Source organism: Amycolatopsis sp. NBC_00438 (assembly GCF_036026695.1).
Classification (GTDB): domain Bacteria; phylum Actinomycetota; class Actinomycetes; order Mycobacteriales; family Pseudonocardiaceae; genus Amycolatopsis.
Window position 1 is genome coordinate 9,125,800 of the sequence record NZ_CP107923.1, and the last position, 15,188, is coordinate 9,140,987.

Here is a 15,188-nt window from a genome sequence, read left to right on the forward strand (position 1 = left end):
CTTCTCCCTTAAACTCGCCGGGTGATCGTCGTAGGCGGAGAAGCTCTCGTAGACCTCGTCCCGGGTGACCCCGTGGACTCCACTGTGGACGGTGGGCTGCGCGCGCTGCTGCCGCGCCTGGGCGGCGGGCCGTACAACGTCGCGCTGGCCGCGGGCCGGCTCGGCGTGCCGACGGCGTTCCTGTCGCGGGTGTCCACCGACCGCTTCGGTGAAGCGATGGTCGAGCGGCTGCACGCGTCGGACGTCGACACGTCGCTGCTGCAACGCGGGGATGAGCCGACGACGCTGGCCGTCGTCGCGCTCGACGCGAAGGGCGCCGCGCACTACACGTTCTACGTCGAGGGCACGGCGGACCGGCTCGTCGCCGACCCCGGCGCGCTGCCGGAGGAGGTCACCGCGCTCTCGCTCGGCACCCTCGGCATGGTCCTGGAGCCCGGCGCGTCGGCGTACGAAGCGATGCTGCGGCGCGAGGCCGCCCGCGGCGTGCTGACCGTGCTGGACCCGAACATCCGCGAGGCCCTGATCACCGATCCGGCCGCCTACCGCGCCCGGTTCGCGTCGTGGCTGCCGGACGTCCGGTTGCTGAAGATCTCCGACGACGACACCGCGTGGCTCACCGAGGGCGCCGACCCGGTCGCCGCCGCGAAGACGTGGGTCGAGTCCGGTGTGGACGCGGTCGTGCTCACCCGGGGCGCCGACGGCGTCGCGGTGATCACCGCCGCAGGTGAGGTGGCCCACGTGCCGTCGAGGAAGGTGACGGTGGTCGACACCATCGGCGCCGGCGACACCGTCCAGGGCGCGCTGCTGGCCTGGCTGACCACCCACGAGGTCTCGGACCTGGCTTCTCTCGACGCGGACGCGTGGCGCGAAGCCCTCACGTTCGCGGCGAAAGCGGCCTCGATCACCGTGTCGCGCAGTGGCGCGGAGCCGCCCACGACCGCCGATATGGCATCCACCGTGTGAACCTGGTCCCAAAGCGGGTACCTGGGGCAACGTCACCGCTGCGCGGTGCGGGGTTTCTCGACTAGCGTAGAGGGGCATTCTTCATACCCCAGCGGGGCGGTGTGCAGCGAGGCGCCAGTGTTTCCTCGCGTGAACACGTGGCTACCTGTGGAACCTACAGGCGCCGCCGGCCCGTGCCCAACGTGAGAGGGACTTGCATGTCCGACGCGACGACTGCGGGGCAGTCCGGCGGCGAAACCGCGAAGCTGAGCCTTCCGAATGGTGAGCACGAGTTCAAGATTGTCCACCCGGTCGAGGGCGCGCCCGGGATCGAACTGGGGAAGCTGCTGGCGCAGACGGGGTACATCACCTACGACCCCGGGTTCGTCAACACCGGCGCCGCTTCGTCGGCGATCGCCTACATCGACGGCGACGCCGGCATCCTCCGCTACCGGGGTTACCCGATCGAGCAGCTGGCCGAGAAGTCGACCTTCGTCGAGGTCTCCTACCTGCTGATCTACGGCGAGCTGCCGACCGAGGCCCAGCTGGCCGACTTCACCGAGAAGATCCAGCGCCACACGCTGCTGCACGAAGACCTCAAGGAGTTCTTCGGCGGCTTCCCGCGGGACGCGCACCCGATGCCGGTGCTCTCCAGCGCCGTCTCCGCGCTTTCGACCTTCTACCAGGACTCGCTCGACCCGTTCGACGAACCGAACGTCGAGCTGTCCACCATCCGCCTGCTCGCCAAGGTCCCGACCCTGGCCGCGTACGCGTACAAGAAGTCCGTGGGCCAGCCGCTGCTGTACCCGGACAACTCGCTCGGCCTGGTCGAGAACTTCCTCCGCATGACGTTCGGCTTCCCGGCCGAGCCGTACGAGGTCGACCCGGACGTCGCGAAGGCGCTCGACCTGCTGTTCATCCTGCACGCCGACCACGAGCAGAACTGCTCGACCTCGACCGTGCGCCTGGTCGGCTCGTCCGAGGCGAACCTGTTCGCGTCGATCTCGGCCGGCATCAACGCGCTGTTCGGCCCGCTGCACGGCGGCGCGAACGCCGCGGTGCTCGACATGCTCGAGGGCATCAAGAACGACGGCGGCGACGTCGCCAAGTTCGTCGAGCGGGTGAAGAACAAGGAAAAGGGCGTGAAGCTGATGGGCTTCGGGCACCGGGTGTACAAGAACTACGACCCGCGCGCGAAGATCATCAAGAACACCGCCGACGAGATCCTCGGCAAGCTGAAGGGCGGCGACCAGCTGCTCGACATCGCCAAGAAGCTCGAAGAGACCGCGCTTTCGGACGATTACTTCGTTTCGCGCAAGCTGTACCCGAACGTGGACTTCTACACCGGCCTGATCTACCGGGCGCTGGGCTTCCCGACGAAGTTCTTCACGGTGCTGTTCGCGCTCGGCCGCCTGCCGGGCTGGATCGCGCACTGGCGCGAGATGATCAACGACCCGGCCACCAAGATCGGCCGCCCGCGGCAGATCTACACCGGCCACGCGTCGCGGGACTACACCCCGATGTCGGAGCGTTAAGCCTCGATCGAGAAGCGCCCCGTCGTGCACTGGCACGGCGGGGCGCTTATCGTTGTCCGGCGTGACCAAAGAAGCACCCGTTGTCCTGTGGTTCCGGCGCGACCTGCGGCTCGGCGACCACGCCGCCCTGCTGGAAGCCTCGAAGCACAGCAAGCACGTCCTCGCGCTGTACGTCCTCGACGAGGCACTGCTGAAGCCGTCCGGCGACGTGCGCACGGCGTTCCTCTACGGCTGCCTGGAGAAGCTCGACGAGCAGCTCGGCGGCCGGCTGATGCTGGTGCGCGGCGAACCGGCGGCCGAGGTCGTGAAGGCCGCCAAGAAGATCGGCGCGAGCGCGGTGCACGTCAGCGCCGACACGGGCCCGTACGGCCGTCGCCGGGACGCCGAGGTCGCGAAAGCCTTGGCGGAGCACAACATCGACTGGGTCGAGACGGGCTCGCCGTACGCGGTGGCGCCCGGGCGCGTCACCAAGCCGGACGGCGACCCGTACCGCGTCTTCACGCCGTTCTTCCGCGCGTGGACCGCGCACGGCTGGCGTGCGCCCGCCGACACCGGACCATCCCTTGTGGACTGGGTCGAGCCGGATCGCTCCTCGGGGATCCCCAAGCCGCCGCGCGTCTCCGCAACGCTGCCGGAGCCGGGTGAGCAGGCCGCGCTGGACGTCTGGCACGCCTTCCTCGACGGCGGCGTCGACACCTACGACGAGGACCGTGACCGGCCGGATCGTGAAGGCACCACGCGGATCTCGCCGTACCTGCGCTGGGGGTGCGTCCACCCGCGGACGCTGCTCGCGGACCTGGCCGGTGACGACCGGGTGGGCGCGAAGTCGTTGCGCAGCGAGCTGTGCTGGCGCGAGTTCCACGCCGACGTCCTGTGGCACCGCCCGGAAACCGCGCGCAAGAACTACGACAAGCGGTTCGACAAGATGAGCCACGACGACGACCGCGACGCCTTCGACCGGTGGTGCGCCGGGAAGACGGGCTACCCCATCGTCGACGCCGGGATGCGGCAGCTGCTGGCCGAAGGCTGGATGCACAACCGCGTCCGGATGGTCGTCGCGAGTTTCCTGGTGAAGGACCTGCACCTGCCGTGGTGGCAGGGCGCCCGGCACTTCATGAACCACCTCGTCGACGGCGATCTCGCGTCGAACCAGCTGAACTGGCAGTGGGTCGCGGGCAGTGGCACCGACGCGGCGCCGTACTTCCGGATCTTCAACCCGACCACGCAGGGGGAGAAGTTCGACCCGAACGGCGACTACGTCCGCAAATACGTCCCGGAACTGCGTTCGGTGGCGGGGAAAGCGGTCCACAAGCTGAAGGACCGCCCCAAGGAGTACCCGGAGCCGATGGTGGATCACGCCCACGAGCGCCAGGTGTCCTTGGAGCGGTACGGCAAGATCACGTCGTGAGTGTTCAGGGCGGTTCTAACCGCCCTGAACACTCACGAGGGCTCAGCCGCGCAGGGCCTCCGACAGCTTGATGCGGCTGCCGATGCGCAGCACGCTGTTGCCGTAGATCTTGCCGCCCAGCCAGGTCAGCAGCGCGACCAAGGCGACCGTCAGGCCGAGGGACAACCCGATCTCCCACCCGGCCGCGGCGCCGGTCGCGATCCGGGCCGGCATCAGGATCGGCGAGAGCAGCGGGATCAGCGAGACGACCTTGGCCGCCGTGCCGTCCGGGTCCTGCAGCAGCAGGTTGAAGCCGGCGACGAACCCGATGATCAGCACGATGTTGATCGGCCCGACGACCGACTGCGTGTCCTCCTGCCGGGACACGAGCGAGCCCAGCGCGCCGTAGATCGTGGCGTACAGCAGGAAACCGAGCAGGTACCAGAGCAGGCCCCACAGCAGCGCGCCGCCGGCGAACCCGGACAGGGTGAACACCCCGCTCACCGACGCCGCGATCAGCCCGGCCGTGGCGAGGATGACCAGCTGGACGAGCCCGACCAGGCCGAGCCCGATCACCTTGCCCAGCAACAGCTGCCACGGCCGCACGCTGGCGAGCAGGATCTCCACGACCCGGCTCGACTTCTCCTCGACGACACCCTGGGCGACCATCGTCCCGTAGGTGATGATGCTGATGTAGAGCAGGAACGCGACGATCAGGCCGACGACCAGCCGCTGGGTGTGGTCGGCCGGCTCCGGCGACAGCGCGTCGTCCTGCACGTGGGTGCCGTTGACCTGCGCCATCACGTCGGCGGGTTCGAGCTGGGCGGACGAGAGCACACCGTCGAGCACCTGCTGCTGCGCCACCTGGTCGAGCACCGTGCGCAACTGGTTGTCCAAAGAGGACTTGTACGTGGCGGTCAGCTTCGCCGCACTGCCCGAGACGAGCGCGTCCAGGTCGCCGTCCTCGACCTTCTGCCGGCCCTCGGCCGGGTCGGTGATCGTGACGGTCGAGATCTCCTGGCCCGCCTGCGCCGCCTTCGTCTGGAGCTGCTGGGCGATCCCGGTCGCCTGTCCGGTCAGGCCCACCGTGCTCTTGTCGGCCGCCCCGGCCAGCGCGGCCTGGAACCCGACGTAACCCAGCAGCAGCACCAGCATCACGACGGTGCCGATCACGAACGAGCGCGTCCGCAGCCGCGTGTTCAGCTCGCGCTTCATCACGAGCCAGACGGCGCGCCGCCCACTCAGCGTCCTCATCGCGGCTCCCCCTTGTCCGATACGGCGTCGCGGAACAGCTCGGTCAGCGTCCGGCGCCGGTGGCTGAACTCGGTGACCGGCCCGGTCGACAGCGCCGCGGCGAGCACGGCCTGGTCGTCGGCGCTCGGTTCGAGGCCGAGCACGGTGGTCGTGTCACGTTCTTCCAGCACCCGCACGCCGGGCAGGCCCGCGGCCCAGCCGGGACGCGCGCCCGGCGCCGTCACCACGAGCTTGCTGCCGGCTTCGGCGGTGAGCTCGCCGACCGTGCCGACGGCGACCATCCGGCCGTTGCGGATGATCCCGACCCGGTCGCACAGCCGCTCGACGAGGTCGAGCTGGTGGCTGGAGAACACGACCGGCACCCCGGCCGCGGCCTTCTCGCGCAGCACCGCGCTCATGACGTCGACGGCCAGCGGGTCGAGGCCGGAGAACGGCTCGTCGAGCACCAGCACGGCCGGGTCGTGCACCAGCGCCGCGGCCAGCTGGACGCGCTGCTGGTTGCCGAGGCTGAGCTTCTGCACCTCGTCCTTGCGGCGCTCGGCCAGGCCGAGCCGGGTGATCCAGGTTTCGGCGTTGCGGTGGGCTTCGTTCGCCGTCAGGCCGTGCAGTTCGGCGAGGTAGACGAGCTGGTCCAGCACCTTCATCTTCGGGTAGAGCCCGCGTTCTTCCGGCATGTAGCCGATGTGCGTGCGGGTTTCGTGGGTGATCGGCTTGCCGTCGAAGCGGACCTCGCCACCGTCGGCGGCCAGCACCCCCAGCGCGATCCGCATCGTCGTGGTCTTGCCGGCGCCGTTGCTGCCGACGAAGCCGAACAGCTCGCCGGCGCGGACGTCGAACGTGACGCCGTCCAGCGCCACTTTCGCCCCGTAGCGTTTGGAGATCCCGTCGATCTCCAGGTTCCCCTCGGTCATGGGGTGTCCCCCTCTTCGAAATCGTCGGGGTCGTCGTCCGGCAGCGACCAGCCCAGCACGATCGGCGGGACGGTGGTGCCGGTGACGAGCAGCGCGGACATCATCATCACGCCGCGGAACGCGCCCTCGGCCTGCCCGGCGACGATCAGGGTGTAGAACATCGCGACCAGCATCAGCGCGACGAGCACCAGGTAGCCGATGTAGGTGACGCGGTGGCGCCACTCGCGTTCGCGCTCGTCCAGCAGCCGCGAGAAGCTCCCGCTCATCCGGCCGGTCAGGATCTTCAGCAGCGTGAAGGAGGCCCCGCCGGTCAGCAGGGCGCCCATCCAGAGGCCGAAGTACAGCCACGGCGAGACCACGGTGAAGACGGCCGCGCTGCCGACGAGCACGAGGTCGGCGCCGGCCAGCGCCCCGGCCAGCGCGCGCCGGTGCCGCCGGTCGCGCCAGCCCGGCAGCCGCTGGGCGTGCCGCAGTTCGCGTTCGTCCATCTTGTCGAGCTGACGTTCCCAGTAGGCCGCCAGCCGACCCTGCTGTTCGATCATGGTCATGCTCCCCCCTCGCGGTAGACCTGGGTGGACAGTGGCATGAACGGTTCACGGCTGAACACCGCTTCGACCGGCAGGTCGAACACCGCGCAGATCCGGAAGGCCAGGTCCAGGCTCGGATAGTGGTCGCCGCGCTCGAGCGCCCCGATGGTCTGCGGGTTCACCTCGACGGCGTTCGCCAGCGCGGCCCGGCTCAACCCGCGTTCGGCCCTCAACACGGGTAGCCGGTTGTAGATCGGCAGCTCTTTGCCGCGCCTGACCGGACTCATAGAACGTACTGTTGCAAAAACCCAACGACTCGTCAACCTAAGAGAACATCAAGCCTCAGCTTTCGCGCACGCCGAAGCGGCACTTTCACGTGAAAGTGCCGCTTCGGGTCAGGCCAGGCCGGCCAGTGCTTTGTCCACCAGTTCGGCCACTCGCGGGGTCGCCGCGGTCGCGTCGGCCGGGACCAGGGACAGGCGCGTCCGGCGTTCCAGGACGTCCTCGACGTCCAGGGCACCCTCGTTGCGGACCGCCCAGACGATCTCCGCCGCCGTGATTTCCGTGCCCGGCGACACCGGGGCCGCGAACTCGGTGTCCAGTTCGCCCAGCGCCGCCACGCGAGGCGCCTCCGTGCCGTACTTGGCCACCAGCCGGGCCGGAGCGTCCACAAGGGACAGATCTTCGCGGCGGGCCGCGCCCAGCAAGGGAAGCCGGGAGGTCCGGCACGGCGAAGTCGGGAGCCCGGCGAGGCGGACCGCCGCGTCGACCGCGTCCTCGGCCATCCTCCGGTACGTCGTGAGCTTGCCTCCGACCACCGTCAGCAGGCCGTCGGAGCCCGCCAGGACCGCGTGCTTGCGGGACAGGTCCGCCGAACGGCCGCCCGTGCCTTCGATCAACGGGCGCAGTCCCGCGTACGAGCCCGCGATGTCCGCGCGGGTCAGCGGGCGCGACAGGACCGACGACGCCAGTGCCAGCAGGAAGTCCACATCGGACTCCGGAACCGTTGGCACGTCGGGCAACGAGCCCGAAACCGGCTCATCCGTCAGTCCCAGGTAGACGCGGCCGTCCGGCTGGGGGAGCAGGAACACGAAGCGGTTGGTCTCGCCGGGCACGCCGATGTTGATCGACGTCGTGCCCATCGGGACCGTCCCCGGCGCGAGCACCAGGTGCGAACCGCGCGACGGCCGCAGGCGGACCGAGCCGGTCAGGGTCCCGGCCCAGACGCCCGTCGCGTTGATCACCTGGCGGGCGACCAGGTCCAGTTCGTCGCCCGAAACGCCGTCGCGGACGCGGACGCGGTCGGCCGTCACCGAGAGCGCCGACAGCCGCGTCAGGATGCGGGCGCCGAACGTCGCCGCCGTGCGCGCCAGGGCGATGACCAGGCGCGCGTCGTCGACGAGGGCGCCGTCGTAGGCCAGCAACGCGCCGCGCAGGGCGTGTGGTGAGAGGGCGGGGGCCAGCGCGAGCGCCTCCGCCGCCGGGATCGTGCGCGGCCGCGGCAGTACCGATGACGGCGTGCGCGCCGCCCGGCGGAGGCCGTCGCCCGCTCGCAAGCCCGCCGAAACCAGCGCCTGCTGAGCCCGGGACGTGCTGGGGTACAACGGGAACAGCTGCGGCATCGCGCGCGTGAGGTGCGGCGCCGTGCGCGTCATCATGATGCCGCGCTCGACCGCGCTTTCGTGCGCCAAGCCCAGTTCGCCGTGCGCCAGGTACCGCAGTCCGCCGTGGACCAGCTTCGACGACCAGCGTGATGTCCCGAAGGCGAGGTCGCGCGCCTCGACGAGCGCCACCGACAACCCGCGGGAAGCGGCGTCGAGCGCGATGCCGGCGCCGGTGACGCCGCCGCCGACCACGATGACGTCGACGCGCTCGCCCGACGCCAGTTCCGCGAGCTCGCGTTCACGGCGCCGTGCGTTGAGCGACCCCGACGTCATGGCTTCAAGGCCGCGTCGAGCACGTGGGTGAACTCGGCCATCAGCGCCGCCTGGTCGACGTCCATCGTGGCCGGCCGCAGCGAGAACGCGAAGGACTGGACCAGCAGCAGCACCGACCGGGCCTGCGCCGCGACCGGCGCGCGCCGGACCGAGCCGTCCTGGTGGCCGGTTTCGAGCAGCTGGTGCAGCACCTGCTCGGCGAACCGCTGGGTCGCGCCGAGCCGCTCCACGATGTACGGCAGCACCAGCTCGGGGTCGACGTCGAGCAGCGTGCGGAACAGCGGGTCGTTCGACAGCGCGCGGATCCCGGCGGACGCGATGAGCACGAGCCGCTCACGGCTGTCCGACGCCTCGGCGCCGCGTTCGCTCGCCGTGCGCAGCAGGCCGCTGAACTCACGCGTCATCAACGCGGCGAGCACGCTGCGCACGTCCGGAAAACGGCGGTAGACCGTCATCCGGCTGACGCGGGCGGTGCGGGCGATCTCGGCGAGTGTGGTGCGGCGCACACCGACGGCCAGCACGCACGTGCGCGCGGCGTCGAGCAGCACGTCATCGGCCACTCGTGTCGCCGTCTGCCGGTTACGGGTGTCCGCGAGCGCGGAAGATCCCGCGATCTGCGTGGTGTGACGTTTCACGTCCATGTGTCACACTGTAGTCGTGAACGAGCTGATTGACCACCGTCTCCGCCAGTCCTGGACCGCGGAAGCCGCCGACGCCGCCCAGCTGCCCGCGCGGGCGGCCAAGTGGCTTGAACAGCGTATAGGCCAGGTGGGTCCCGGCGCCGCACCGGTGGCCGAATTGACGGTTAAAATACCGTCGTCAAGTCTGGCCGGATCTGCAGTGGAAACGCTGTCGGAGGTCGTCGGAACCGCGAACGTGCTGGTAGACGACGAATCGCGGCTCGCGCGGGCCACCGGGTTGTCCTACCTGGATCTCTTGCGCCGCCGGTCGTCCTCGGTGGAGTTCCCGGTGCCGGACGCGGTCGTGCTGCCCGCCGGACCGGACGAAGTCCAGGCCGTGCTCGACGTCTGCGTGCGGCACGATGTCGGAGTTGTCCCGTTCGGCGGTGGGACCTCGGTGGTCGGCGGGGTCGCGGCGCTCAGCGGTGAAAAGACGTCCGTGATCGCGCTGGACCTCGTCCGGCTCGACGCGCTGGTCTCGGTCGACACCGAATCACGCATCGCCATCCTCCAGGCCGGCGTCCGCGGCCCCGAAGCCGAGCGGCTGCTCGGCGAGCGCGGCCTGACGCTCGGGCACATCCCGCAGTCGTTCGAGCGCGCCACGATCGGCGGCTTCGCGGCGACGCGCTCGGCCGGCCAGGCGTCGTCGGGCTACGGCCGGTTCGAGGACATGGTCACCGGCGTCCGGCTGGCCACCCCGCGCGGCGAGTGGAAGCTCGGTGTCGCCCCGGCGTCCGCGGCCGGCCCGGACCTGCGTCAGCTCGCCGTCGGCAGCGAAGGCACGCTCGGCGTCATCACCGAAGTCTCGCTGCGGGTGCGGCCGGCGCCGCCGGTCAAGCGGTACGAGGGGTACGCGCTGCCCGGCTGGGAGGCCGGCGCGGCGGCGGTCCGCGACCTCGCGCAGAACCACGTGCTCGCCGACGTCACCCGGCTGTCCGATGTGGACGAAACCGAGGTCTCGCTCGCGCTGAACGGCGGGCTCAAGACGACGGCACTGCGCAAGTACCTGTCCGCGCGCGGCGTGCGGCACCCGTGTTTCCTGATCGTCGGCTGGGAAGGCACCGCGCACGACGTCGCGGTGCGCCGCCGCGAAACCACCCGCCGGCTGAAGGCGCTGGGCGCGGTGCGCGTCGGCAAGGCGCTCGGCGAGTCCTGGCGGCACGGCCGGTTCGGCGGCCCGCGCCAGCGCGACATGCTGATGGACCGCGGTGTCTGCGTCGAGACGCTGGAGACCGCGACCTACTGGTCCACTGTGGACGAACTGCGCGACGACGTCCGCGCGGCGCTCACGGCGTCACTGGGCCGCGCGATCGTCATGTGCCACATCTCGCACGCGTACGAGACGGGCGCGTCGCTGTACTTCACGGTCCTGACCGCGCGCGATCAGGCCGACCCGGTCGGGCAGTGGCAGCGCGCGAAGGCCGCGGCGTGCGAGGCGATCAGCGGCCTCGGCACGATTTCGCACCACCACGCCGTCGGCGTCGACCACGCGCCGTACCTGAGCGCGGAGATCGGCAAGCTCGGCGTCGAGGTGCTGCGCGCGGCGAAGTCCGCGGTGGACCCGACCGGAATCCTCAACCCGGGCAAGCTGATCTAGGGAAAGGTGCGCCCGTCCGGCGGCTCGACGACCTCGCACGCGATGCCCGGGCCGGCCGCTTCCTCGCCCCGCAGCCCGATCGCCTGCGCCTGCGGGACGTCGGCCGTGCGGACCGGCTTGCCGTCGACCAGCAGCGGGAAGCGGATCGGCATCGCGCCGATGTAGGCCAGCACGTCGGTGACCTTGCTGCCGTCTTCGAGCGTGATGGCCGGGTCGGTCAGCCGGACCAGGTGGTAGCGGTTGCCGCGGCCCTCGCAGACGTCCAGGACCGCGAGCTGGTCCGGCGTCACGAACCAGACGGCGTGCTCCTCGACGCCGGGCAGCGCGGTGAGCGTCGCCGGGCGCTGGCCGTCGCGGTAGCGCAGGCCGGACGCCCAGACCGCGCCGAGGCCGTCGCATCGGGCGTGCGCGACGACGACCGGGCCCCGCAGGCCCAGTTCGGCGCGCATCCAGCTGATCTTCGACGGGTTCGCGTTGGAGCCGTACGCCAGCACGGCCTGCCGCTCACGCCAGCCCTCCGGCGCCGTGTCCAGCGGATACCCGGCGCCGTCGGTGTGCACGAAGGAAAAGCCCGGCCGGGTCCCCGGGTAGGGGTCGGCCGGGTAGTCCTCGTCGACGAAGAGCGTCAGAACGTCACCACGCTACGCAGGACGTCACCGTGGTGCATGCGCTCGAAGGCCTGCTCGACGCCGTCGACGCCGATCCGCTCGGTGACGAACTTGTCGAGCGGCAGCCGGCCCTGCAGGTAGAGGTCCACCAGCATCGGGAAGTCGCGGCTCGGCAGGCAATCGCCGTACCACGACGACTTGAGCGAGCCGCCGCGCGAGAAGAAGTCGATCAGCGGCAGGTCGTCGAGGCGCATCTCCGGCGTCGGCACACCGACCAGCACGACGGTGCCGGCGAGGTCGCGCCCGTAGAAGGCCTGGCGCCAGGTCTCCGGCCGGCCGACGGCGTCGATCACGACGTCCGGGCCGAACGAGCTGGTGGCGTCCTGCATGGCCTCGACGACGGCTTCTTCGGAGAGACCCTTGCTGTTGACCGTGTGGGTGGCGCCGAAGTCCTTGGCCCACTCCAGCTTCCGGTCGTCCATGTCGATCGCGACGATCGTGGTGGCGCCGGCGAGCTTCGCGCCCGCGATGGCCGCGTCCCCGACGCCGCCGCAGCCGATGACCGCGACCGAGTCGCCGCGGGTGACGGCGCCGGTGTTGATCGCCGCGCCGAGCCCGGCCATCACGCCGCAGCCGAGCAGCCCGGCGACGGCGGGTTCGGCGTCGCGGTCGACCTTCGTGCACTGTCCGCTGTGGACGAGCGTCTTCTCGAGGAACGCGCCGACGCCGAGCGCGGCCGACAGCTTGGTGCCGTCGGCGAGCGTCATCGGCTGGGTGGCGTTGAACGTCGAGAAGCAGTACCACGGCTTGCCGCGCTTGCAGGCCCTGCAGGTGCCGCAGACGGCGCGCCAGTTGAGGATGACGTAGTCGCCGGGCTCGAGATCGGTGACGCCGTCCCCGACGGCTTCGACGACCCCGGCGGCCTCGTGGCCGAGCAGGAACGGGAAGTCGTCGTTGATCCCGCCCTGGCGGTAGTGCAGGTCGGTGTGGCAGACCCCGCAGGCCTGCACGTTCACGACGGCCTCGCCCGGCCCGGGATCGGGCACGAGCACGGTCTCCAGCGAGACAGGCTCGCCCTTCGCCCGCGAAACGACCCCCTGGACCTCGTACGGCATGCGAATCCACCTTCCTCGCTGGTTCTGCCCGCAGCTAATCACGGATCATGCGGAGATGGCGACATCCGCATGAGTGAGAGTCGGTGGTGAAGACGCAACAGGGTGCGTCTAGCGCAACTGATGCACCCAGGCGGCGATGACGTCGAGGTCACCGGCGGTGAGACCGGCGCTCGGCGCGACCGTGTGGAGTAGCGCCGGCCCCGGGTGGTGGGCCGTCACCCAGCGCCGGTCCGCGCCGGTCGTCTCGTCGTCGATCCAGACGAAAGGCAGGCCCGCGGCCCGCTCGACGATCCGCCGGGTCTTCCGGTGCCGCCCGGCGCGGGCGTCGCGCTCCTCGTCGGGAGAGTCCGGCCAGGTCAGCACCGGCAGCGGCGGCAGGCCGAGCAGCGGGGCGACGCACTCGTTGGCCTCGTCCAGCCAGGTGGTGGCCCAGATCAGGTCGCCACCGAGGGCCAGCAGCCGGGGGCCGACGCTCGGATCGACCCGGGACAGCAGCGGGTTGGCCAGTTCGGCGTTCGTGAACACCTCGTACTGCCCGGTGCTTCTCCCGAAGGGGATCAGCGGGCCGTCCACGTCGAGGAACACCAACGGCTTGCTCATGGCAGCGCGAAGTCTGCCATGAGGGGCACCCTCAGGGACATAACGTCCCTGGGGGTGCCCCTCACGACACGTCGGGGGTCAAGCCGGGGTGATGATGTACGCGATCCCGCCCGGGCCGCCCGCCACGGTTCCGTCCGCGCGGTACCGCTGGGTCCGCTGCCAGATCTTCTCGAACTGGTCTCGCTTGTACACGTTGCGCACCCGGTCGTTGCTGCTCGACGCCGGGTCGTTGACGATCACGTCGCCGTCCTTGGTGAAGCCGACCACCACCATGATGTGGCCCGCCGTGCCGTAACCCGCGCCGTCCAGCTCGGAGGCCAGGAACGACTGGGACGTGATCACCGGGATGCCGCGGACGATGTAGTTCTCCAGCTCGTTCAGCGAGTGCAGCCGCGTGATGTGCCCGCGCAGCCCGCGCGACGCCGCGTACGCCGTGTTGAACGGCCAGTTGCCCGTGCCGTCGTACGCGTGGTCGTAGGTGAAGCGCGCCGCGAACGCGATCGACGGGTCGACGTAGTCCGACGGGATCCACGACATCTCCGCCGCCGACGGCTTCTTGCCCCAGTACTCGGCCACCATCTCCGTCGACGTCGGGCTGCACCAGGCCTCGCCGCCCCCGCCGTACTGCGGGAACTGTCCCTTGTGGAGGTTCTGCGCGTACGCCGGCACCTTCAGCTCGATCCCGCTCGCGCGGCCCGGCTTCGTCGTCTGGACGTCGAAGCGGTTCGGCACCGCCGAGGTCATCGCGCCCAGCGACGTCACCGACGGCGTCGCGTGCGAGCCCTTCTCCCGGTAGAGGCTGATCCGCAGCTTGTACGACTTGAGCGTGACGCCGGTCTTCGTGACCAGCGTGTCGACGTCGACCAGGGCGTTCGCGTCGTCCTGGCCGTCGACGCTGGTGCGCAGGATGTCGGCGTCGCCGCTGGCCCAGCGGCCCATCACGTACCAGCCGGTCTCCGCGCCGGCCGCCGTCCTGCCCTGCGCCTCGACCTGCAGCCACGTCTTCGCCGGCGTCTGCGCGTTCCACGACGACACGAGCTGCGTCGCGCCGAAGCCCTGGCGGTACGACGGCGACGTCCACTGGCTGTATTCGTACGTCTTCGTCGTGCCGAGCTCGGGTTCGGTGTGCTCGACCGTGCCGATCGGGCGGGTGATGCGCAGGCCGTCGCGGGTCAGCGCGAGCCCGGCGAAGCTGCCCTCGTGCAGGCGGCCGCCGGCCCACTCGTGGTAGTCGATCGACTCGTCGTCGCCCGGCCGGCCGGGCGCGGCCTCGGCGACCTGCGCCGTCACCACCGTCACCATCACGGCGGACAATATGGCGAACAAACTGCGTACCCGCATCCCGGCTCCTTGCTCGACCCACCCAGTAGCCAGGGATTTTCGCCGGTCCGGCCGGGTATGTAAACAGGTACCTAGAGGACGGCCTGGGTCTGTGTCACTTTCGCGACCAACTTGCCGTCGTCGTCGTGGATCTCCGTCTCCACCACGACGAACTTGCGGCCCGCGTGCAGTGGTCTGGACGACGCAGTCGCGTAGCCCGAACGCACCGCGCGCAGGAAGTTCGTCTTCGACTCGACAGTCGTCGTGCCCTGCGCGCCCTCGGGCAGGTTGAGGAACGCGCACACGGCGCCGGTCGAGTCGGCCAGCGCCATGAGCGCGCCCCCGTGCAGCGCGCCGCCGAGCGTGCAGAGGCTCTCGTCCCACTTCAGCCGGCTGCGCACGAGCGCGGGCCCGTGTTCGAGGACCTCGACGCCGAGGCGTTCGGAGAACGGCATGGAGCGGTGGAAGAGCTGCGTGCCCTGGGGATCGGTCATGCCCTCGAGCCTGCGGGACACCGGCGCCGCGGGTCGATTACCTCCCGGGTAACGCGCGTCAGCTCAGCGGGTGGACGAGCAGGGAGGTGCGTGCGCAACCTCATCCGCTGACTCTGGGTAGCAGCCTTACTGCGGTCGCGGGGAGTCAAATTCGCACAGGGCGACACGTTCATGGGATTCCCGCCAGCCAACGTGGTGTGGCATTCGACGATTGGTGCTTCATGTTGTGTTAACGTCGCGTTCGGTCGTCGACGCGGGTTTCAACCAGGTGACGTGATGGA

General features: G+C 70.4%; 15 protein-coding genes. 4 read left to right on the forward strand and 11 right to left on the reverse strand.

Annotated features, from left to right (window positions below; all coding sequences use genetic code 11):
- Positions 1–21 precede the first annotated feature (21 nt).
- From OG494_RS42030 to OG494_RS42040, 3 genes are all read left to right on the forward strand, one after another.
- Positions 22–963: a carbohydrate kinase family protein gene (locus tag OG494_RS42030; RefSeq protein ID WP_328448401.1), complete on the forward strand. Its 942-nt coding sequence runs from the start codon at positions 22–24 to the stop codon at positions 961–963.
- Positions 964–1,160: 197 nt separating this feature from the next.
- Entirely contained in the window at positions 1,161–2,477 is a 1,317-nt protein-coding gene (locus tag OG494_RS42035) for a citrate synthase (protein ID WP_328448403.1), read from the forward strand.
- Between the two features lie 61 nt (positions 2,478–2,538).
- Positions 2,539–3,885: a cryptochrome/photolyase family protein gene (locus OG494_RS42040; protein ID WP_328448404.1), complete on the forward strand. Its 1,347-nt coding sequence runs from the start codon at positions 2,539–2,541 to the stop codon at positions 3,883–3,885.
- A 42-nt stretch (positions 3,886–3,927) separates the two neighbouring features.
- Here OG494_RS42040 and OG494_RS42045 read toward each other — a convergent pair whose 3' ends face one another.
- From OG494_RS42045 to OG494_RS42070, 6 genes are all read right to left on the reverse strand, one after another.
- Positions 3,928–5,118: an ABC transporter permease gene (locus OG494_RS42045; protein WP_328448406.1), complete on the reverse strand. Its 1,191-nt coding sequence runs from the start codon at positions 5,116–5,118 to the stop codon at positions 3,928–3,930.
- A complete protein-coding gene (locus OG494_RS42050) occupies positions 5,115–6,029 on the reverse strand; it encodes an ABC transporter ATP-binding protein (RefSeq protein ID WP_328448408.1) in 915 nt (304 codons plus the stop codon). Before OG494_RS42050 ends, OG494_RS42045 begins: the two co-directional genes overlap by 4 nt.
- On the reverse strand, positions 6,026–6,577 hold the full coding sequence (locus tag OG494_RS42055; RefSeq protein ID WP_328448410.1) for a hypothetical protein: 552 nt from the start codon (positions 6,575–6,577) through the stop codon (positions 6,026–6,028). The genes OG494_RS42050 and OG494_RS42055 overlap by 4 nt, the downstream gene beginning before the upstream one ends.
- The gene (locus OG494_RS42060; RefSeq protein ID WP_328448412.1) at positions 6,574–6,843 is read right to left on the reverse strand and encodes a helix-turn-helix transcriptional regulator; all 270 of its coding nucleotides are present in this window, start codon (positions 6,841–6,843) and stop codon (positions 6,574–6,576) included. The genes OG494_RS42055 and OG494_RS42060 overlap by 4 nt, the downstream gene beginning before the upstream one ends.
- Before the next feature lie 108 nt (positions 6,844–6,951).
- Positions 6,952–8,493: a glycerol-3-phosphate dehydrogenase/oxidase gene (locus OG494_RS42065; protein WP_328448414.1), complete on the reverse strand. Its 1,542-nt coding sequence runs from the start codon at positions 8,491–8,493 to the stop codon at positions 6,952–6,954.
- The gene (locus OG494_RS42070) at positions 8,490–9,053 is read right to left on the reverse strand and encodes a TetR/AcrR family transcriptional regulator (protein WP_328459187.1); all 564 of its coding nucleotides are present in this window, start codon (positions 9,051–9,053) and stop codon (positions 8,490–8,492) included. Before OG494_RS42070 ends, OG494_RS42065 begins: the two co-directional genes overlap by 4 nt.
- A 97-nt stretch (positions 9,054–9,150) precedes the next feature.
- Here OG494_RS42070 and OG494_RS42075 point away from each other — a divergent pair, with 97 nt between their 5' ends.
- Positions 9,151–10,770, forward strand: coding sequence for an FAD-binding oxidoreductase (locus OG494_RS42075; RefSeq protein WP_328448416.1), 1,620 nt, complete (start codon positions 9,151–9,153; stop codon positions 10,768–10,770).
- Here the strand turns inward: OG494_RS42075 and OG494_RS42080 are convergent.
- The 5 genes from OG494_RS42080 to OG494_RS42100 all read right to left on the reverse strand — a co-directional run bounded on the left by OG494_RS42080 (position 10,767) and on the right by OG494_RS42100 (position 14,907).
- Positions 10,767–11,330: a gamma-glutamylcyclotransferase family protein gene (locus OG494_RS42080; RefSeq protein ID WP_328448418.1), complete on the reverse strand. Its 564-nt coding sequence runs from the start codon at positions 11,328–11,330 to the stop codon at positions 10,767–10,769. The two genes, OG494_RS42075 and OG494_RS42080, sit on opposite strands and share 4 nt — an antisense overlap.
- Before the next feature lie 65 nt (positions 11,331–11,395).
- Positions 11,396–12,493, reverse strand: a complete 1,098-nt coding sequence (locus tag OG494_RS42085) for an S-(hydroxymethyl)mycothiol dehydrogenase (protein WP_328448420.1) — start codon at positions 12,491–12,493, stop codon at positions 11,396–11,398.
- A gap of 108 nt (positions 12,494–12,601) precedes the next feature.
- On the reverse strand, positions 12,602–13,093 hold the full coding sequence (locus OG494_RS42090) for an HAD domain-containing protein (RefSeq protein ID WP_328448422.1): 492 nt from the start codon (positions 13,091–13,093) through the stop codon (positions 12,602–12,604).
- A gap of 78 nt (positions 13,094–13,171) precedes the next feature.
- Positions 13,172–14,434, reverse strand: a complete 1,263-nt coding sequence (locus OG494_RS42095) for a peptidase C39 family protein (RefSeq protein ID WP_328448424.1) — start codon at positions 14,432–14,434, stop codon at positions 13,172–13,174.
- Between the two features lie 71 nt (positions 14,435–14,505).
- Entirely contained in the window at positions 14,506–14,907 is a 402-nt protein-coding gene (locus tag OG494_RS42100; protein WP_328448426.1) for a PaaI family thioesterase, read from the reverse strand.
- Between the last annotated feature and the right edge of the window lie 281 nt (positions 14,908–15,188).

Excerpts from the sequence above, each read along its gene's own strand:
- OG494_RS42035 (WP_328448403.1), top strand. The coding sequence starts at position 1,161 with ATGTCCGACGCGACGACTGCGGGGCAGTCCGGCGGCGAAACCGCGAAG.
- OG494_RS42045 (WP_328448406.1), bottom strand. The coding sequence starts at position 5,118 with ATGAGGACGCTGAGTGGGCGGCGCGCCGTCTGGCTCGTGATGAAGCGC.
- OG494_RS42050 (WP_328448408.1), bottom strand. The coding sequence starts at position 6,029 with ATGACCGAGGGGAACCTGGAGATCGACGGGATCTCCAAACGCTACGGG.
- OG494_RS42055 (WP_328448410.1), bottom strand. The coding sequence starts at position 6,577 with ATGACCATGATCGAACAGCAGGGTCGGCTGGCGGCCTACTGGGAACGT.
- OG494_RS42060 (WP_328448412.1), bottom strand. The coding sequence starts at position 6,843 with ATGAGTCCGGTCAGGCGCGGCAAAGAGCTGCCGATCTACAACCGGCTA.
- OG494_RS42065 (WP_328448414.1), bottom strand. The coding sequence starts at position 8,493 with ATGACGTCGGGGTCGCTCAACGCACGGCGCCGTGAACGCGAGCTCGCG.
- OG494_RS42085 (WP_328448420.1), bottom strand. The coding sequence starts at position 12,493 with ATGCCGTACGAGGTCCAGGGGGTCGTTTCGCGGGCGAAGGGCGAGCCT.
- OG494_RS42090 (WP_328448422.1), bottom strand. The coding sequence starts at position 13,093 with ATGAGCAAGCCGTTGGTGTTCCTCGACGTGGACGGCCCGCTGATCCCC.
- OG494_RS42095 (WP_328448424.1), bottom strand. The coding sequence starts at position 14,434 with ATGCGGGTACGCAGTTTGTTCGCCATATTGTCCGCCGTGATGGTGACG.
- OG494_RS42100 (WP_328448426.1), bottom strand. The coding sequence starts at position 14,907 with ATGACCGATCCCCAGGGCACGCAGCTCTTCCACCGCTCCATGCCGTTC.